The sequence below is a fragment of the Alcanivorax sediminis genome (assembly GCF_009601165.1).
Lineage (GTDB): Bacteria > Pseudomonadota > Gammaproteobacteria > Pseudomonadales > Alcanivoracaceae > Alcanivorax > Alcanivorax sediminis.
The window spans coordinates 2,548,663-2,567,647 of record NZ_WIRE01000001.1 but is presented as its reverse complement, the minus strand read 5'-3'; the positions used below and the strand labels follow the sequence as shown (position 1 = coordinate 2,567,647).

The window sequence follows — 18,985 nt, the reverse complement described above, 5'->3', positions numbered from 1 at the left end:
TCTCCTCAACCCATGTGGCCGAGTCATAGTTAGTTTCGTAATCGTGAGTGGTTGCCGAGTCGTAGCGCGCTATTTCGGCTTCGGGATCTGTGCCTCCACTGGAGCCGCCAGCATCTCCGCCTCCGCCTGACGAAGTACCGCCACCGCTTGAGGGGCTGCCGCCTCCATTGCTAGAGCCGGAGTCACATGCGGCGATCACCAAAGTTAAAGCTACGAGAAAGATTCTCAGGTACACAAGCTTCCCCTGACTTAGATTCAACCTCAGAATATACATAGCGGTGCCTATTATTGGAAACCAGTCATTATCGACAATGATGAGGTTACGCATTGGAATGGTACCCGGCGTGTAGTCGCTAACTGATAGTCGCTGCCATCATCCCCATATCGCGGCACCGGACAAGAGAACGATAGCAATGGAGCCGTTGCGGATCTGTAAGTCGTGGCGGTTTTTTGTGCGAGAGATTGCTATTACTCAATCATCTGTTCAATGATTGGATAGACATGGCTGCCGAATAATAGAAGGCAAAGGAAAAAAGGCAGCAAGTCTCCGGCACGAAAATCACCGGAAAGCCACTTGATAGGCATCCCCACCAAGACTTTTGCCATCACATAGCCGAAAATCAGTAGCCAACCAACCAAAAGAAAGCCGGAACCGGCTATAAAAGGTGCCGCTAATAGTTTTGCGAAAAGATCTGCCCACATAACGACCCCCTCTTTTACTTGGGGTTTATATCAATTGGCAGTCCAATAAGCAAAAAACGGCACCCGAAGGTACCGTTTCTTGTTTGGTAGGTATTTTGATACCTAATGCGGAAATCACCATCTAACCGATTGATTTCCTTCACGATTTGGCGGAGGGGGTGGGATTTGAACCCACGGACGGTCTCCCGTCGCCGGTTTTCAAGACCGGTGCATTCGGCCACTCTGCCACCCCTCCTGACTGGCCAGCAATAATACATGAGCCGGTTTGGCAGTCAACGATCCGGCACCCTATCTGGTGGAAACTTGATCATGAATAACGGATTAACTTTTGTATCGGCCAAAAATTCGCCGCTTTGCCCGCTCGTAACGCGCTTTGCTGATATTACCACTGGCCATCAGTCTGCGATGTTCCGCGATCTCGATTGCGAGCCTTTCCTTCCCTGGAGGAAGGTTGCTCCAGGCAAGCTGCCCCCGCTTGGCGAGTATGCCGATCAGTTTCTGGATTCGCTCGCTGTCCACTCTGGACTGATTGAGCTCAAAGAGTGCGATACGACCGTGGCGACTAAAGAAAATCCACCGATTGCGCTGCTTGCGACGTGCCAGGATGCTGAAAACGGCCATCCAGATCGCCCCGGCAGCGGTGACAGGCCAGATTTGAAGATAGGCACCGGCTCCCATCGCGACAATGCCCAGGCCAGCGATGGCCCACTCAGGCCATGCCCTGTGCACATCATGAACAGGTTTGGGATCAACAAAGGCAAGATTGAATACGGCAGCAGCCCCTTTGCGCTTCGCCACGCGGCGATACTCAACAAATCGGCCGTTGAATAGAGAAAGGCTGCAGGCCCCACCTGACTTTGGCGCAAACACCATTTCCACTTTACGATCGCTCTCATCCGGCACTGCGATGAGTTGGGCCTGGTCTATGGCTCCCGGTACACCCTGAAGCTCAATCTGCTCTTCACGGGGTGCAATAGATAGTGTTGTCATAATAATTCCGAACCTCCCCCAAACTACGAATATAGTATGAAATTTCGGCACTTAATCCCGAGATTCGGTTCACAAAGAGAGGATTTTGCCATTCTTGTGCAAAAACCCATTACCACTATAAAAAACAGGGGCTTAGATAACCCGGTTTCCCTTGATTTTCAGTACTGCGCCCTTATTATCACAGGTACCATTCACAAGGATGATCCAGATTATGAATAACCAGACCAATCCCTACTCCACTCCGCAACAGCACGGCATGGCCGTCACTGGAGAGCGTGCGGCCCAGGTTCTGAAAAACACCTACATGTTGCTGGGCCTGTCCCTGATCGTGGCGACCGGAGCCTCCTGGTTTGCCATGTCCAGCAATGTCAGCTTTGTTAACCCCTTCCTGACCATCGGTGTGTATTTCGGTCTGCTGATCGCAACCAACATGTTGCGCAATAGCGCATGGGGCATTCTGGCGGTATTTGGCCTGACCGGCTGGCTGGGCTTCACCACTGGCCCAATCATCAATATGTATGCCCAGATTCCGGGTGGCATGGAGATCGTTACGACTGCACTGGGTGGTACCGCTTTCATCTTTGTGGCCATGTCGGCCATCGCGCTGGTTACCCGCAAGGACTTCAGCTTCCTGACCAACTTCATCATGATTGGTATTCTGGTGGCGTTCGTTGCAAGTCTTGCGAACCTGTTTTTCGGTATTCCTGCTCTGAGCCTGGCGGTTTCTGCAGCATTCGTCATGCTGTCTTCCCTGCTCATCATGTGGCAGACCAGCGCCATCATTCATGGCGGCGAAACCAATTACATCCTCGCCACCGTTACCCTGTTCGTTTCCATCTACAACCTGTTCATGTCACTGCTCCACCTGCTGACTGCGCTCAGCGGCGACGACTGATGCAATTTGCACTACTGGTCAATGCGGCGGCGGATTCCCCCGCCGCATTGACCGCCCTTCACACCGCCCAAGCACTTCACGCCCACCCCGAACACCACTTCTACCGACTGTTTTTCTATGCGGATGCTGTGCATCTCGCCAATCGCCATGCCTGGCGCGGCGATGGTGACAATGCCAATACGGCCCAGCAATGGCAGCAGTGGATCAAGGAAACCGGGATTGAGGCAGAAGTGTGCGTAGGGGCGGCGCAGAGACGGGGAATTGTGTCGGGGGATCAAGGCAGGACTCTGGCAGAAGGCTTTGTTCTCGCCGGTCTTGGCCAATGGGCAGACGCCATGATCAATGCAGAGCGAGTGTTGCAGTTTGGCTAATCAACTCTATATCGCTACCGCCAACGCTCCGCTCACTGATCGTTTCCAGGAGATGCTGGATATGCTGATGACAGGTGCCGCCTTTGGTCAACCCACCACGCTATGGCTGACCGACGGTTGCCTGGCTGCACTGGCATTGATGCCCCCCAATGAACACCTGCAGCAACTCGCCGATTTCGGGGTGACCTGTGTCAGATCCGAAAACGCGCCAAGCTGCGGACTGAACCTGAAAACGCTCAATGCAGAAGCGCTGTTGGCATTGCGGGCGGACTGCAAGCAGGTAATGGTATTCTGACATGCTGCATCTGATCGGACTCAAGCCAGGCGACAAGGCAGGCATCGATAGTTTCCTCGCGCTTTACCAGCAAGACGATATCTGCGTGTTCACTGATGCAGGCCTGCTCCTTGCTTCCACTTTCCGGCCCGGTGGCAAGGCATATCGGCTTGTGCACCCCCACATCACCGTTGCAAGCAGCGAGCTTGAAGAAATTGATCACTCAACCCTGCTGGAACTAGTGGCTAACCATGGCCCCTGCACCAGCTGGTATTAACCGCCCCCTGTCACGCTCATGGCCCCTCACAGGGCCTGGAACCGATAACGAGACCGCCGATGACCGAACATGCCTTTGCTGAATACGTGCGCACACTGGGACGAGGCAAACGCGCTCGCCGCAGCCTGAGCCGTGATGAGGCTCGTGAAGCCATGCAAATGATCCTGGATGGCAAGGTGGAAGACGTTCAACTTGGCGCTTTCCTCATGCTGTTGCGTGTCAAGGAAGAAACGCCAGAGGAGCTGGCCGGCTTTCTGGATGCCTGCCGAGGACTCTGCGACGAGTCATTGAAAAACTTTCCGTCAGTGCAGCTGGACTGGCCCAGCTATGCGGGAAAGAAGAAGCACCACCCATGGTATCTTCTCGCCACCATACTGCTGGCTGATAACGGCATCCGTACCCTGCTCCACGGCGGCCCCGCCCATACACCGAACCGGGTTTATACTGACGAGCTGTTGCCGCTTCTGGGCTTGAAAGTGGCAACGGGCGTAGCAGAGGCGGCACAACACCTTGATGAACAGGGGTTGGCTTATCTGCCTGTCGAGCAATTCTGCTCCCCGCTCTCCCGCTTGCTCACCTTGCGTTTCTATCTGGGCCTGCGATCCCCCATCAATACGCTTGCCCGAAGCCTTAACCCGGCCCGAGCCCCTTTATCCATGCAAAGCGTATTTCATCCCGCCTATATTGATTTGCATCAGGGCGCCGCGGAACTGTGTGGCGACCGTGATCTGTTGTTGTTCAAGGGTGAAGGTGGTGAGCTGGAAATTCGTCCGGATGCACGCACAGCCATTACCGGCATACGTCATGGTGAGCCCCTGGACGGCGCCGTGCTCGACAATGTTATTCCCCGGCATACACCACCCGGTGATCCTGATGCAGAAACCCTAAAGCGGGTGTGGCGCGGTCAAGAGGAAGATCCATACGGTGAGCATGCGGTCATTCAGACGGTTGCTGTTGCATTGTGGGGGCTGGACAAGGTGGGCTCACTGGAAGACGCACGTGTGCAGGCTGGCACGTTGTGGCAGAACCGGGATATCTCGCGCCTGTAGCAAGCAATGAATAGTTAACCATGAATAATTAGTAGCTTCGCGGGATGTTTCAACACGCCCTGCAAGGCAGGAGGCCGTGACCGGACTATGATCGCGGCTTCTTTGTCTGAGGCATTTCCGCCCCACGATGGCGCCAAAGTAATACCACCCTCACCGCAGGAGCCCGTACGGAACAAGCTCCTACACAACCCAGAACAAAAAAGGCGGAGATCCCCTGCAGCATCTCCGCCCTACGTCTTTGGTTCTGGCTTGTCGATTTTAGCTATCAACTATTCATTGCCTTACCTGAACCAGCCAAACTTGGGATGCAAACTTACCACACTGCCCACAATGATCAGTGTCGGAGCATGGATCTCACGCCCTTCCACCTGGTCCGGCAAGTTATCCAGGGTGCCGGTAATCACTTCCTGGAGATTGGTTGTGCCACGGGAGATCAGCGCGATAGGGGTATCGCCCTTGCGTCCATGGGCCATCAGCTGGTCGCAGATCTGGCGCAACCCTACCAGCCCCATGTAGAAGACAACGGTTTCGCTTTCACTGACCAGATGCTCCCAGTCGAGGGTTACGGTACCGTCCTTGCGATGCCCCGTCACAAACCGAACCGATTGCGCATGGTCGCGGTGAGTCAACGGAATACCGCCATAGGCAGCACAGCCACTGGCAGCAGTAATACCGGGCACCACCTGAAAGTCGATGCCCTCCTGAACGATCAGGTCGATCTCTTCTCCGCCTCGGCCGAAAATGAATGGGTCGCCCCCCTTCAGGCGGCACACCTTCTTGCCCTGCTTGGCATAATGGACCAGCAGCTCATTGATGTTGTCCTGGGGCAGCGCATGCTTGTCACGCGCCTTGCCCACATAAACCATTTCCGCATCACGACGGGCAAGATCCACAATCCCCTTGCCTACCAAGCGGTCGTACAGCACCACGTCTGCCTTCTGCAGCAACCGCAAGGCCCGGAAGGTCAGCAAATCGGGGTCACCCGGGCCGGCACCCACCAGATATACCTCGCCGCGACTGAGCTGTTCTGCATCGGCCGCCTCAATGGCGGCCTCCAACATGGTCTCGGCTTCACTGTCCTTACCTGCCAGCACTTTTTCCACCAGGGGGCCATCCAGAGTCTGCTCCCAGAACAAACGACGAGCCCCTACGTTATCCAGCTTGTCCTTGAGGGGCTGTCTAAAGCGTGCCATCAAATCAGCAAGACGGCCCCAACGGGCAGGCAAGGAAGACTCGAGCTGGCTGCGCAGCTTTCTGGCCAGTACCGGTGACGCACCGGAGGAACTGATGCTGATCAAGACCGGAGAGCGGTCGACGATGGCGGGAAAAATGAAATCGCCCAAGGAGGGGTTATCCACCACATTCACTGGCAGCCCCTTGCGGCCCGCCTGCTCAGCGGCACGGGCATTCAGCGCAGAATCATCCGTGGCACAGATCACCAGTGATTTGCCATCCAGATCGGCAACCTCAAAGGCTTTTTCCAGCACCGCGCCATGGCTATCCACGGCGATCTGGCGCAATTCGTCGCATACTTCTGGCGCGACAACGGTTATTGCAGAGCCTGCCCGATGCAGGAGCCGGCCTTTGCGCAAGGCCACCTCACCGCCACCAATCAACAGGGCCTGCTTACCCTGAAGACGCCAGCTAATAGGAAGAAATTCCATGATGCTTTCCTGTTCAATGCCCGTTTGCCGATCAGCTCAGCTTTTCGAGGCCTCTCATGTAAGGACGCAAGGCCTCTGGCACGGTAACTGAGCCGTCAGCATTCTGGTAATTCTCCAGAATGGCTACCAGTGTACGCCCCACCGCCAGACCAGACCCGTTCAGGGTGTGCAGCAGCTCTGGCTTGCCGGTTTCCGGGTTGCGCCAGCGCGCCTGCATGCGGCGCGCCTGGTAATCGCGGAAGTTGGAACAGGAAGAAATCTCACGGTAGCGCTGCTGGCTCGGCAGCCACACTTCCAGGTCGTAGGTTTTGGTGGATGAGAAACCCAGGTCACCACCACACAGAATCACCTTGCGGTAAGGTAGTTCCAGCTTCTGCAAAATGGCCTCAGCGTGGCCGGTGAGCTGCTCGAGAGCCTCGTCAGATTCTTCCGGGCGCACCATCTGCACCAGCTCTACCTTTTCGAACTGATGCTGGCGAATCAGGCCACGGGTGTCCTTTCCATGGCTGCCGGCTTCAGAGCGAAAACAGGGCGTGTGGCAGGTAAAACGACGCGGCAAGCTGTCGGCTTCCAGGATCTCATGGGCCACCAGATTGGTGACCGGTACTTCTGCCGTCGGAATAAGGTAGAGCTCTCTCTCCCCTTCCATCTTGAACAGGTCTTCTGCGAACTTGGGCAGCTGGCCTGTGCCACGCAGGGCTTCGGGTCCGACGAGATAAGGAACGTAGACCTCTTCGTAGCCGTGCTCATTGCTGTGGATGTCCAGCATGAAGTCCACAAGAGCGCGATGCAGTCGAGCCACGCCACCACTCATCACGGCGAAACGCGCACCGGAAAGCTTGGCGGCATTTTCGAAATCGAGGGACCCTGCTTTCAGGGCTTCACCCACATCCACGTGGTCCTTGGGCTCAAAGTCGAATTGTTTCGGGGTTCCCCAGGTACTGACCTCAACATTGTCTTCTTCATCCGCACCGTCGGGCACGCTTTCCTGTGGCACATTGGGCACACCCATCAGGAACTCGGCAATTTCATCATTAATTGCCTTGGCTTTTGCCACTTCCTGATCCAGCTCTGTATCCAGAGTCTTGAGGGTTTCTGCAACCTGCGCCTTGGCCTCATCCACATTCATGCCGGACTGAATCAACTGCCCTACTTGCTTGGACGCCTTCTTGCGCTCTGCCTGAAGATCCTGGGACCGCACATCCGCCTGCTTGCGCTTGGCATCAAGCGCAGAAAAGGCGTCGAGATCCAGGCTGTAACCGCGTTTGGCCAGAGCGGCCTTGATCGCCTCGCCATCCTGACGCAGGGCACGAATATCCAGCATGTTTTCTTTACTCCAAAATCGAAAGGCGAGTTGAAAGTTTAACGTTCAAAGTTGAAATGCGATCACTGGCTCAGTGCCACTCTCTGTGCCCGCGCCTACAGCTGAAATCATGGGTAAGGCAACTGAAAACAGAAAGCTTGAGGCGCGCTTTACAACTTTGAACGTTAAACTTTTAACTCTCTCCAGTTATTCAAAAATCAGACGTCCGATGGTCAGCCCCAACCCCGCCAACGTGACACACGCGATAACCGATGTCAGTGCATAACCCGCAGCCAGAACGTGGGCCTTCACCTCCACCATTCGTACCAGTTCAAACGAAAAGGTGGAGAAGGTGGTCAGCGCGCCCAGCATGCCGGTCATGATAGCCAGCCGCCAGCCGTCACTGTTGGTCATGCTGGCCAGCACAACGGTGAGCAGGCCGAACATGAAGCTGCCGAGCAGGTTCACCGAAAATGTAGCCCAGGGCCATGCTGGCATCGCCGGCACGCCAAGCCACAGCGTGGTGCCGAAGCGCAGGCAGGCCCCTGTAGCGCCTCCAGCGGCTACCGCCAGCCAGGGAACCAGTCCCGCGTCAGTCATCGGCCTCTCCATATCGCTGCCAGTCACTGTCCGCGTTTCGCTGGCGTAACCGGGCAAGCTTCTCAGCCACCTTGATCTCAAGCCCGCGATTGACGGGCTCATAGAGCCGTGTATCACGCAGGCTGGGCGGGAAATAGTTCTCCCCGTCGACGAAGGCATCCGGGAAATCGTGGGCGTAATGATACTCGGCTCCGTAGCCTTCGTCTTTCATTAGCTTGGTTGGCGCGTTGCGCAGGTGTAGTGGCACTTCATTGGTGGGCTTTTCTCTCACCAGGGCACGGGCACGATTATACGCCATATAAACAGCATTGCTTTTGGGCGCCACGGCCAGGTAGGCAATCGCCTGGGCAATGGCCAACTCACCTTCCGGGCTGCCTAGGCGCTCCTGGACGTCCCAGGCCTGCAGGCACAGCGTCAGGGCACGAGGGTCCGCATTGCCGATGTCCTCGCTGGCCATGCGCACCACCCGGCGAGCCAGATAGAGTGCATCACAGCCACCATCGAGCATGCGAGCAAACCAATACAGCGCGGCGTCTGGATCAGAGCCTCGCACCGACTTGTGAAGAGCGCTGATCTGGTCGTAAAACAGGTCGCCGCCCTTGTCGAAACGCCGCACGGCATCCCGTAGCACCTCCCTCATCAGCTCTGCATCGATGAGCGGAGCATCTCCATCAGCCAGATCGGCCGCCACTTCAAGCATATTCAGCAGTCGACGGGCATCGCCGTCTGCGTAGTTCAGCAGCAATTCAGCAGCATCATCCTCTACCCGCATCCCATTGAGGCGTGGTTCTTTGAGGGCTCGCGCCAGCAAGCCAGCCAGATCTTCAGGGGCCAATGAGCGAAGCCGGTACACCCTGGCCCGCGACAGCAAGGCGTTATTCAATTCAAATGACGGATTTTCGGTGGTGGCACCGATAAAAGTGATGGTGCCGTCTTCTACGTGGGGAAGAAAAGCGTCCTGCTGGGATTTGTTGAAGCGATGAACCTCGTCAACAAACAACACGGTCCTTCGCCCCTGAGCGAGCCGAATCTGAGCCTGCTCGACTTCAGAGCGAATATCCTTCACGCCTGAAAGCACAGCAGAAAGCGTCACAAAGGCTGCATCGACTGCCTGCGCCAGAATCAGCGCCAGCGTCGTCTTGCCGGTGCCGGGCGGCCCCCACAGGATCATGGAATGTAACTGGCCGCGCTCCAGCGCCTGTCTAAGCGGTTTCCCTGGCCCGACTAGGTGCTGCTGACCAACATAATCATCCAGACTGGCAGGACGCAAACGCGCAGCCAGGGGCTGCGCTTGTTGGGCTTTGTCGGCGGCAAACAGATCGTTCATTACTGTTGGATAATGTCCGTGCCTTCCGGTGGCTCAAACTGGAAAAGCGCGGCATCAATGCCTCTATTGATGGTCAGTTCGCGGAAATCGATGATGGTTTTCTGTCCCAGAGCATCCTGCAAACGCATGGACTGGGGCTGATCGCCTTTGAACGAGACATCCAGTTGATCAAACAGCGGATCATCACCCTTTGGTGTTAGCCGATAGGTGATCTCTGCACCGTTACGATCCTGTTCGGCAATGCTGAAAGCCGCTGCCACATCGGCAGGCTTGCCACTGAACAACAGGGCCGGAGTTTCACCCAGATCATTGCTGAGTGGGCGGATGACTACCTGCTCCAGGTCCTCGTCATAGACCCACACCGTTTCGCCATTGGATACGGCCAGTTGGGAAAAGGGGCTGGTGGTGGACCAGTAAAAACGATTGCCCCGGGCCACCTGAAATGTGCCTTCAGCTTGCTGCATGTGGGTACCACCCTTGTCGAGCACCATTTGCTCGAAACCGCCCTTGAGCGATTGCAATTTCTGCAGTCGGGATAACAATTCATCCGTGGCACCGGCCCACACCAGCGAGGGAGCCAATAAAGCCGCCATTACGTACTTACGCATTGAATCTCCTTGTGCAGGGGGTCACGCCCCGTCATTCCACGGGGGGAGGCGCAATCACCTCACGTTGACCGTTATGCCCTGCTTCTGTCACTACACCGGCCATCTCCATGGCTTCCACCAGTCGGGCTGCGCGGTTGTAGCCGATTTTCAGTTTTCGCTGCACCGATGAAATCGAGGCACGTCGTGAGTGCGTCACATACGCCACGGCTTCATCGTAGAGCGGATCGTTTTCGTCATCTCCGCCGCCGGCACCTTCCATGCCAGGCATTGGAGCACTGAGGTCTGAGCCGCCATCCAGAATTTCCTCCAGATAGTTTGGCTCGCCGCGCTTGCGCCAATCGTCACAAACCCGGTGCACCTCTTCATCTGAGACAAAGGCGCCGTGAACTCGTTCCGGAACACTGGTGCCGCCAGGCAAATAAAGCATGTCACCATGCCCCAGCAGCTGCTCGGCACCGCCCTGGTCCAGCACGGTCCGGGAATCAATCTTGGATGAGACCTGAAAGCCGATACGGGACGGCACATTCGCCTTGATCAGACCAGTAATCACATCCACAGAGGGTCGCTGGGTAGCCAGAATCAGGTGAATACCTGCGGCACGAGCTTTCTGGGCGATCCGGGCAATCAATTCTTCCACTTTCTTGCCGACGATCATCATCATGTCGGCGAATTCGTCAATGACGATGACAATATAAGGAAGGTGCTCAGCCAATGGGGCTTCCTCCTCCAGGTTCATCGGATCATTAGGCTTCCAGAGAGGATCCTTCAGCGGCTCGCCCTTCTTCCTGGCATCATCGAGCTTGCGGTTATATCCAGAGATATTCCGCACACCCATGGCAGCCATGAGGCGGTAGCGTCGCTCCATTTCACCGACACCCCAGCGAAGCGCTCCGGCGGCTTCCTTCATGTCAGTGACCACCGGGGTGAGCAGATGGGGGATGCCATCGTAAACCGCCAATTCCAGCATCTTGGGGTCAATGAGAATCAGCCGGACATCGTCCGGGTTGGACTTGAACAGCATGGATAGCAGCATGGCGTTCACGCCCACTGATTTACCCGAACCCGTTGTGCCGGCCACCAGCAAATGAGGCATTTTTGCCAGGTCAGCCATCACCGGGTTGCCAGAAATATCCTTGCCCAGCGCCATGGTCAGCGGTGACGGCGACTGGTCGAACATCTGGGTGCCCACCACTTCAGTGAAGCGAATCATTTCCCGCTGTTCATTGGGAATTTCAATGCCCACTGTGGTCTTGCCAGGAATGACCTCAACCACTCGCACACTGATCACAGCCAGGGAACGTGCAAGATCCTTGGCGAGGTTGGTAATCTTGGAAACCTTGATTCCCGCTGCGGGCTGAATTTCAAAGCGGGTAATGACCGGGCCGGGTTGAACGGCAACGACCTCAGCGTCGATATTGAAGTCCTTGAGCTTGATCTCCAGCAGCCGGGACATGCCTTCAAGGGCTTCTTCTGAGTAGCCCCCCTTGGCCTCTTCTACCGGGTCCAGCAGACCAATGGGTGGCAATTCACCCGTGACTTCAGTGGTAAACAGCTTCTGCTGCTTTTCCTTCTGAACCCGCACGCTCTTCTCCACGGGCTTGGCGGGCTCGGCGATTTTTACCGGTTTGCGGGTCTCAGCCTTCTTGCGCGCCTCCTCAATGACCTTGGCCCGCTTTTCATGAGCATCCTTCTTCTGCTTGAGGGCCTCGCGTTTCTGCTTGCGGGCCTGCCACCAGGCGGGAAGCTTTTCAAAGGCATCGATTACCAGTCCGCCCAACCCCTCAGCCAGGGCGATCCAGGAAAGATCGGTAAAGATGGTGACGCCGATCAGGAACAGGGCCACCATGACCAGAGTGCCGCCCAGGGGGTTAAAGCCATCCAGCGCAGCCTGACCCATCTGATGCCCGAGGATGCCACCGGCACCCTCCGGGAGATGGTCACCTACGGTGAAATGCATGTAAGAAAGTGCGGTCCCCGCCAGCATGGTGAGCACAAAGCCCACCAGGCGCAGGCTGAAAAGCGGCCAGCTGCCAGGCAATCCGGCATGGCGCTCCTTGAGGACTTTTCCTGCCCAGAATGCCACCAGCACCGGAAACAGGTAGGCCATGTAGCCAAACAGGCTGAACAGCATATCGGCACTGAACGCACCAGCGCGGCCAGCCGCATTCTGTACTTGGGTTGTGTGGCCCACATAGGACCAGCCCGGATCACGGCTATCAAACGTGACCAGTGCCAGCAGAAGGTAAGCTGAAAAGGCAATCAGGGCGATTACCGTGCCCTCGACCAGTCCGCGCTTGAGATGACGGGAAAACCCGGACTCTCCTTGCCCGGCTACGGTTTTGCTCACGCCTTGCCCCTATAAATAATGGTACAGACACTTTCTGAAAAAGTGACGATAACGATTTGAAATTATTGCGATTGTAGTCAAACAGTGCGATGTCGGCCAGCGTCAATCAGGCCGTATAAGGCAGAGCAGGAAGGATATCACATAAATTTTCATCCCATGCTAGCGATTAATTGTGGCTATCACACTGACAGGCTTCACGGGCGCGAGCTTTTACTGTAGTTTCTCTCGCCTTGAAAAGGCAGTTTATCGGGCTTGTTAAGCCGGTATTAAGACACCATCTGTCTACTTTCACCTTATTTGAATGGAGTTCCCCCATGAGTGACGTGCAGCACCACCGCCTGATTATCCTTGGTTCCGGCCCGGCGGGTTATACCGCCGCAGTTTATGCTGCACGTGCCAACCTCAAGCCGGTCGTCATTACCGGTATTCAGCCCGGCGGCCAGCTGACCACCACCACGGAAGTCGATAACTGGCCCGGCGATGTGGAGGGGCTGCAGGGCCCTGATCTGATGGTGCGCATGCAGCAGCACGCGGAGCGCTTCGACACTCAAATGGTCTATGACCATATCAATGAGGTAGAGCTGAATAACCGCCCGTTTACACTCAAAGGCGATTCCGGCACCTATACTTGTGACGCGCTGATCATCGCCACGGGGGCTTCTGCCATGTACCTGGGCCTGGAATCTGAAGAAGCCTTTATGGGTCGGGGGGTGTCTGCCTGCGCTACCTGTGACGGTTTCTTCTATAAAGGTCAGCGTGTGGCTGTAGTGGGCGGCGGCAACACCGCCGTCGAAGAGGCTCTGTATCTCTCCCATATTGCGGAACACGTTACCCTGATCCATCGTCGCGACACCCTGCGTTCAGAGAAGATTTTGCAGGACAAGCTGCTGGCCAAGGACAACATCAGCATCGAGTGGAACCACACCCTGGAAGAAGTGCTGGGTGATGACAGCGGTGTAACTGGCGTGCGCATTCAGTCCACCCAGGGCGAAGGCAGCAAAGATCTGGAGCTGCAAGGTGTATTTATCGCCATTGGACACAAGCCGAACACCGATATCTTCGCTGGGCAACTGGACATGAAAGACGGCTATCTGAAGGTACAAAGTGGCACCGAGGGTAACGCCACCCAGACCAGCATCGAGGGCATCTTTGCAGCTGGCGATGTTGCTGACCATATCTACCGTCAGGCGGTCACCTCTGCGGGCTCAGGTTGTATGGCCGCTCTGGACGCCGAGCGTTACCTGGATAACCTGAAAGGCTGATCGGCTGAGGCGAACCACTCATGGTGCCATGGCTGGAACCGGGAGCCCCCTTTCCCGACACCTGCAATGCCCTCTCCGACCCGGACGGCCTACTGGCCGCCGGTGCAGATCTGAGCCCGGACACGCTTGTCCGGGCTTACTCTTCAGGTATCTTCCCTTGGTATGATGCGGAGCATCAGCCCATTCTGTGGTGGTCCCCTGCCCCACGTTGTGTGTTCTACCCTGAACAGATTCATATCAGCCGCAGCCTTAGAAGGCACCTCAACAAGACAGATTTCACGGTCACACTGGATACCACATTCTCAACGATCATAGCCCTCTGTGCCGGCCCGCGAAGGGATGACCACGGCACGTGGATAAGCCAGGAAATGATAGATGCCTATGTGAATCTCCACGAAATCGGCTATGCCCACAGCCTTGAGGTCTGGCAATCCGGCGAGATAGCGGGCGGGATTTACGGGATACAGCTCGGTGGAATCTTTTTTGGTGAATCCATGGTATCCCCCCAGTTGAATGGCTCGAAGATTGCCCTTGCTGCCCTGCAGCAGCTGACTCCCACGCTGGGCATCAATCTCATTGATGCCCAGGTCGAAAACCCCCACCTGCTCTCCATGGGGGCCAGCATGATCAGCAGGGAGACCTTTCATCAGCATCTCTCGCAGTGGATTCCGGACTCCCCCCAGCCGGGAGCATGGCCACGGGGGCACTGGAGTCGCGATGAACTGTCTGGCTACATAAAGACAACCTAACCAGCCGTCAGACAAGGATTTTCACTGACTTTCAGGTTGGCTAAACTGATCCCATGACGGATCTTTCCACCCTGCGCTTCTTCCGAACGCCGGCCCACGCCTGCAGTTACCTGGAAGATCACCAGGCCTCAACCCTGTTTGTGGACCCACAGGCCACACTCTCACCAGCGCTCTATAGCGAATTGAGCCTGCTGGGGTTTCGTCGTAGCGGGGATTACCTGTACCGCCCGCACTGTGAAGACTGCTCTGCCTGCATTCCTGCACGAGTGCGCGCAGAGGACTTCAGGCCTCGTCGACGCCATCGCCGGATACGCAAACTGAACCAGGATCTGGTGGTCAGCCGGGAACCCGCCCGGTTTACCCGCGAGCTGTACAGCCTTTACGCGGATTACATCAATCAGCGCCATGGCGATGGCGACATGTACCCGCCATCGGAGGAGCAATTCACCAACTTTCTGACCTGCGACTGGGCAGATACCCACTTTTATTGCTTCCGTGAACAGGGAAAGCTGAGGGCCGTCGCCGTCACTGACCAGTTGCAGGACGGTCTCTCTGCCGTTTACACCTTCTTCGACCCGCACCAGCAGGAACGAAGCCTCGGCGTGAATGCCCTCCTTTGGCAAATAGAACAATGCCGACGGCTCAACCTTCCCTACCTTTATCTCGGGTACTGGATCGACCAGTGCCAGAAAATGAGTTACAAGAACCAGTATCAGCCGCTCGAAATTCTGCGAAGTGGCGCCTGGAAAGACCTTCCTGACGAGGGCAAATAACCCCTTTTTCCATCAATCAACAACAGGTTTTGCAGCCGAGGCGCTTTACCGGCATAATTGCGCCCTCGCTCATAGCCGGTAACCCAAGGTAATTGTTGGATGGCGAAAGAAGAACAGATTGAACTCGAAGGTGTGATCGTTGAAACCCTGCCTAACACGATGTTCCGTGTGAAGCTGGACAATGGTCATGTGATCACTGCCCACATCTCCGGAAAGATGCGTAAATTCTACATCCGCATCCTCACTGGTGACCGGGTTAAGGTGGAAATGTCTCCCTATGATCTGACCAAGGGTCGTATCACTTTCCGCATGAAGTAATTCAAAAAGCAGTTATTAATTAATAGATAATAATTAATAACTAAAAAATACCCCCGCCTCTTTCGAGCCGGGGGTATTTTTGTTTCAGGTTTTAACTATTAACCATTCATTGACTTAGGCTGGTTCAGCTTCCGCAGATTTAATGGTCAGGGCCAACTGGCCATCTTTCTCGGCCACATCAACCTGTCCTCCCTGCTCAGCCAGTTCACCGAACAACAGCTTTTCCGCCAGCGGCTTCTTCAGCTGCTCCTGGATCAGGCGAGCCATGGGGCGAGCCCCCATATCCTTGTCATAACCCTTCTCTGCCAGCCACTGGCGAGCAGAGTCTTCCACATGCAGAACAACACCCTTTTCGTCCAGCTGAGACTGAAGTTCCACCAGGAACTTGTCTACCACGCCCAAAATAACCTGGGTGGTGAGTGGCGCAAACTGGACGATTCCGTCGAGACGGTTACGGAATTCCGGCGTGAATACCTTCTTCAGCATCTCCATGCCGTCGGTTGAGTTGTCTTGCTCCGTGAAACCAATGGAACGCTTGTTCAACACCTCTGCGCCGGCGTTGGTGGTCATGATCAGGATGACATTTCGGAAATCTGCCTTGCGTCCGTTGTTGTCGGTCAAAGTGGCGTTATCCATTACCTGCAAGAGGATATTGAATACCTCTGGGTGTGCCTTCTCGATCTCATCGAGCAACAACACGCAGTGCGGGGTCTTGGTAATCGCCTCGGTCAGCAATCCACCCTGGTCATAGCCCACGTACCCCGGGGGCGCACCAATCAGGCGGCTTACCGTATGACGCTCCATGTACTCGGACATATCGAAGCGGACCAGTTCTACACCCAGTGCGCGAGCCAGCTGACGGCTGACTTCGGTCTTGCCCACCCCGGTGGGGCCGGCAAACATGAAGCTGCCGATGGGTTTGTTCTCACCCTTGAGGCCAGCACGGGACAATTTGATCGCCGCTGAAATGGTATCAATCGCATCGTCCTGCCCGAACACCGTCATCTTCAGATCCCGCTCCAGGTTTCGCAGCAGCTCCTTGTCGGAAGACGACACTTGTTTCGGTGGAATGCGGGCGATCTTGGCCACCATGTCTTCCACATCGGTCTCTTCGATGGTGTGCTTGCGCTCGTCTTCCGGGCGCAGTCGCTGCCAGGCACCGACTTCATCAATCACATCGATGGCCTTGTCCGGCAGGTAGCGATCGTTGATATAACGGGCGCTGAGTTCTGCCGCTGCCTTCAGGGAGGCATCGCTATACAGCACGTTGTGGTGTTTCTCGAAGCGGGATTTGAGCCCCTTCAGAATGCCGATGGTGTCTTCCACTGACGGCTCAACCACATCAATCTTCTGGAATCGACGGGACAGAGCGCGATCCTTTTCGAACACACCACGGTACTCCTGGAATGTGGTCGACCCCATGCACTTCAACTCACCGTTAGCCAGCAGGGGCTTGAGCAAGTTAGACGCATCCATGACGCCGCCCGAAGCGGCACCCGCACCGATGATAGTGTGGATTTCATCGATAAACAGAATCGCATTGGGCTCTTTCTTGAGGTCCGACAGCAGGGTCTTGAGGCGTTTTTCAAAATCCCCACGATACTTGGTGCCTGCCAGCAGCGCGCCGAGATCCAGAGAGTAGACGGTGGCATCCAGCAGTGGCTCGGGCACCTTCCCCTCTACGATCATGCGCGCCAGACCTTCGGCAATGGCGGTTTTGCCGACACCGGGTTCACCGACCAGCAAGGGGTTGTTCTTGCGACGGCGGCAGAGGATTTGTGCCGCCCGCTCAATTTCAAAAGCACGCCCGACCAATGGGTCAATTCGATCTTCACGGGCAAGCTCATTGAGATTGGCCGCGTAATTCTCCAGTGCAGAAGCCTGTCCTGCACTCTCGGACCCCTCAGCCTCCTGCTCAACCTCTGGTGCCTGGGTAGAGTCCTGAAGCTGGGAGATTCCGTGGGCAATGAAATTCACTACATCCAGGCGATGGATGTCCTGACAGTTCAGGAAATAAACCGCCTGACTTTCCTGTTCATTGAAAATGGCCACCAGCACATTGGCACCCGTGACTTCTTTCTTGCCGGATGACTGAACGCTGAACACGGCACGTTGCAGCACCCTCTGGAAGCCCAATGTGGGCTGGGTATCCCGTTCCGGGTCACTTTCCGGCAATAACGGGGTGGAATCCTCGATAAACTGGCTCAGTGAATCCCGCAGGTCCTCCAGATCCGCGCCACAGGCGCGCAGCACTTCTACGGCTGCCTCGTTTTCCAGTAATGCCAGCAGCAAATGCTCCACGGTCATGAATTCATGACGGTGGGTTCGTGCATGGCGGAACGCTTCGTTCAGCGTAATTTCCAGTTCTTTACTGAGCATAAGGCTACCTCACTGCCAGTACCCGAATCAGGCCTCGTCGACCTGGCACATCAGCGGATGCTGATTCTCCCGGGCATATTCGACCACCTGAGTGGCCTTGGTTTCGGCGATGTCCTGGGGATAGATCCCGCAGACAGCCTTTCCTTCCGTATGGACCGCCAGCATGACCCGTGTGGCTTGCTCGCGACCCATATTGAAGAAGTCCTCAAGCACCTCTACGACGAAATCCATCGGTGTGTAGTCATCATTGAGCATCCATACCTTGTACATGGACGGCGGCTTGAGCTTGGGTCTGGCCTCTTCGATGGCCAGGTCTCCATGGCGATCCGGGTCAGAGGGTGAATCCGACGGGCCGCACACTACAGGGCCTTTCAGCTCAGTCATTTCCGGGTGCCACTGATATTGCCAATTCATATGTCTTTAAACCGTTGTAACCCTGCTGGCGTCAACAGGCAATGATGAAATGATGGGCGGTCATCCTTTTTTCAAGCCCCCCGATACCGTTGATTTGGTACGGGGTTGACACCCTGCGACGCATGTTTAAAAGTTGCACAGTACTACCTGATCGTTTTACCAATCAGGGCAGACAGTGTAACGCAGCGGATACCGTTGAATAAAAAGAAACGACAAGCCATCGGATAGGCAGAGGGAAGGACCATGGCAACGGGAAGAGTGAAGTGGTTTAACAACGCCAAAGGGTACGGATTTGTTAGACCGGATGAAGGGGGCGAAGATCTGTTCGTCCATTACTCCTACATCCAGATGGACGGCTACAAAAGTCTCAAGGCCGGTCAGCCGGTTGAGTATGAAGTACAGCCCGCCAACAAGGGTTTCCATGCGGTAAACCTGAGAGCCAATGGCGAGGCCAGCAATGAAGAAGACAATCAGGAAGGGCTGACCGACTAACACCGCAGCCCCACCCTCATAACAATGATAATGGGCGCCTCAAGGCGCCCATTATCATTATCGGGCCCTCCCGCTGCCTGCCTGGGAGTCCCCTGTGTCCTGCCCAAATCTTGCAGCGATGTCACCAAGTGGTCAGATGAAGTGATGAAGCCATGACTGGCCATGCAGGAGCCACAAAAAAAACGAGCCCC

Annotated in this window: 20 protein-coding genes and 1 tRNA gene; 10 read left to right on the top strand and 11 right to left on the bottom strand. The window is 55.8% G+C overall.

The window, feature by feature from the left end:
- Nucleotides 1-468: 468 nt before the first annotated feature.
- From GFN93_RS11700 to GFN93_RS11690, 3 genes are all read right to left on the bottom strand, one after another.
- A complete protein-coding gene (locus GFN93_RS11700; RefSeq protein ID WP_153501256.1) occupies nt 469-702 on the bottom strand; it encodes a hypothetical protein in 234 nt (77 codons plus the stop codon).
- Nucleotides 703-849: 147 nt separating this feature from the next.
- Nucleotides 850-937 (bottom strand) — tRNA-Ser (locus tag GFN93_RS11695).
- Between the two features lie 86 nt (nt 938-1,023).
- Entirely contained in the window at nt 1,024-1,743 is a 720-nt protein-coding gene (locus GFN93_RS11690) for a hypothetical protein (protein WP_153501255.1), read from the bottom strand.
- Between the two features lie 160 nt (nt 1,744-1,903).
- Between GFN93_RS11690 and GFN93_RS11685 the strand changes: the two genes are divergently transcribed.
- Genes GFN93_RS11685 through GFN93_RS11665 form a run of 5 tightly spaced genes read left to right on the top strand, consistent with a single transcriptional unit; the run spans nt 1,904 to nt 4,558 of the window.
- Nucleotides 1,904-2,587, top strand: a complete 684-nt coding sequence (locus GFN93_RS11685) for a Bax inhibitor-1/YccA family protein (RefSeq protein WP_235901808.1) — start codon at nt 1,904-1,906, stop codon at nt 2,585-2,587.
- Nucleotides 2,587-2,958 (top strand): sulfurtransferase complex subunit TusD, encoded by a 372-nt coding sequence (gene tusD, locus GFN93_RS11680; protein ID WP_153501253.1) that lies wholly within the window; start codon nt 2,587-2,589, stop codon nt 2,956-2,958. Before GFN93_RS11685 ends, tusD begins: the two co-directional genes overlap by 1 nt.
- Entirely contained in the window at nt 2,951-3,253 is a 303-nt protein-coding gene (locus GFN93_RS11675) for a hypothetical protein (protein WP_153501252.1), read from the top strand. Before tusD ends, GFN93_RS11675 begins: the two co-directional genes overlap by 8 nt.
- 1 nt (nt 3,254) lies before the next feature.
- Complete coding sequence (locus GFN93_RS11670) at nt 3,255-3,509, top strand: hypothetical protein (RefSeq protein ID WP_153501251.1); 255 nt, start codon at nt 3,255-3,257, stop codon at nt 3,507-3,509.
- Nucleotides 3,510-3,568: 59 nt separating this feature from the next.
- The gene (locus GFN93_RS11665; RefSeq protein WP_153501250.1) at nt 3,569-4,558 is read left to right on the top strand and encodes a glycosyl transferase family protein; all 990 of its coding nucleotides are present in this window, start codon (nt 3,569-3,571) and stop codon (nt 4,556-4,558) included.
- 281 nt (nt 4,559-4,839) lie between these two features.
- On the opposite strand, the gene cysG is transcribed toward GFN93_RS11665, so the two are convergent.
- The 6 genes from cysG to GFN93_RS11635 all read right to left on the bottom strand — a co-directional run bounded on the left by cysG (nt 4,840) and on the right by GFN93_RS11635 (nt 12,407).
- Nucleotides 4,840-6,222, bottom strand: coding sequence for a siroheme synthase CysG (gene cysG, locus GFN93_RS11660; RefSeq protein ID WP_153501249.1), 1,383 nt, complete (start codon nt 6,220-6,222; stop codon nt 4,840-4,842).
- 31 nt (nt 6,223-6,253) lie between these two features.
- Complete coding sequence (serS, locus tag GFN93_RS11655) at nt 6,254-7,546, bottom strand: serine--tRNA ligase (RefSeq protein ID WP_153501248.1); 1,293 nt, start codon at nt 7,544-7,546, stop codon at nt 6,254-6,256.
- 186 nt (nt 7,547-7,732) lie between these two features.
- Nucleotides 7,733-8,125 (bottom strand): fluoride efflux transporter FluC, encoded by a 393-nt coding sequence (locus GFN93_RS11650; RefSeq protein ID WP_153501247.1) that lies wholly within the window; start codon nt 8,123-8,125, stop codon nt 7,733-7,735.
- Nucleotides 8,118-9,452 carry a replication-associated recombination protein A gene (locus tag GFN93_RS11645; RefSeq protein ID WP_153501246.1) on the bottom strand — a complete coding sequence of 445 codons (1,335 nt, stop codon included), beginning with the start codon at nt 9,450-9,452 and terminating at the stop codon, nt 8,118-8,120. Before GFN93_RS11645 ends, GFN93_RS11650 begins: the two co-directional genes overlap by 8 nt.
- Entirely contained in the window at nt 9,452-10,060 is a 609-nt protein-coding gene (gene lolA, locus GFN93_RS11640) for an outer membrane lipoprotein chaperone LolA (protein WP_153501245.1), read from the bottom strand. Before lolA ends, GFN93_RS11645 begins: the two co-directional genes overlap by 1 nt.
- 31 nt (nt 10,061-10,091) lie before the next feature.
- Nucleotides 10,092-12,407, bottom strand: coding sequence for a DNA translocase FtsK (locus tag GFN93_RS11635; protein ID WP_328594568.1), 2,316 nt, complete (start codon nt 12,405-12,407; stop codon nt 10,092-10,094).
- 314 nt (nt 12,408-12,721) lie between these two features.
- Here GFN93_RS11635 and trxB point away from each other — a divergent pair, with 314 nt between their 5' ends.
- The 4 genes from trxB (at nt 12,722) to infA (ending at nt 15,509) form a co-directional block, all read left to right on the top strand.
- Entirely contained in the window at nt 12,722-13,669 is a 948-nt protein-coding gene (gene trxB / locus GFN93_RS11630; protein WP_153501244.1) for a thioredoxin-disulfide reductase, read from the top strand.
- Between the two features lie 20 nt (nt 13,670-13,689).
- Nucleotides 13,690-14,418, top strand: a complete 729-nt coding sequence (gene aat / locus GFN93_RS11625; protein ID WP_153501243.1) for a leucyl/phenylalanyl-tRNA--protein transferase — start codon at nt 13,690-13,692, stop codon at nt 14,416-14,418.
- 53 nt (nt 14,419-14,471) lie between these two features.
- The gene (locus tag GFN93_RS11620) at nt 14,472-15,191 is read left to right on the top strand and encodes an arginyltransferase (protein WP_153501242.1); all 720 of its coding nucleotides are present in this window, start codon (nt 14,472-14,474) and stop codon (nt 15,189-15,191) included.
- Nucleotides 15,192-15,290: 99 nt separating this feature from the next.
- Nucleotides 15,291-15,509, top strand: coding sequence for a translation initiation factor IF-1 (gene infA, locus GFN93_RS11615; RefSeq protein ID WP_022984063.1), 219 nt, complete (start codon nt 15,291-15,293; stop codon nt 15,507-15,509).
- 114 nt (nt 15,510-15,623) lie between these two features.
- On the opposite strand, the gene clpA is transcribed toward infA, so the two are convergent.
- Complete coding sequence (clpA, locus tag GFN93_RS11610) at nt 15,624-17,888, bottom strand: ATP-dependent Clp protease ATP-binding subunit ClpA (protein WP_153501241.1); 2,265 nt, start codon at nt 17,886-17,888, stop codon at nt 15,624-15,626.
- 27 nt (nt 17,889-17,915) lie between these two features.
- Nucleotides 17,916-18,302 (bottom strand): ATP-dependent Clp protease adapter ClpS, encoded by a 387-nt coding sequence (gene clpS / locus GFN93_RS11605; RefSeq protein ID WP_235901807.1) that lies wholly within the window; start codon nt 18,300-18,302, stop codon nt 17,916-17,918.
- A gap of 243 nt (nt 18,303-18,545) precedes the next feature.
- Here clpS and GFN93_RS11600 point away from each other — a divergent pair, with 243 nt between their 5' ends.
- Nucleotides 18,546-18,794 carry a cold-shock protein gene (locus GFN93_RS11600; RefSeq protein WP_153501240.1) on the top strand — a complete coding sequence of 83 codons (249 nt, stop codon included), beginning with the start codon at nt 18,546-18,548 and terminating at the stop codon, nt 18,792-18,794.
- Nucleotides 18,795-18,985 lie beyond the last annotated feature (191 nt).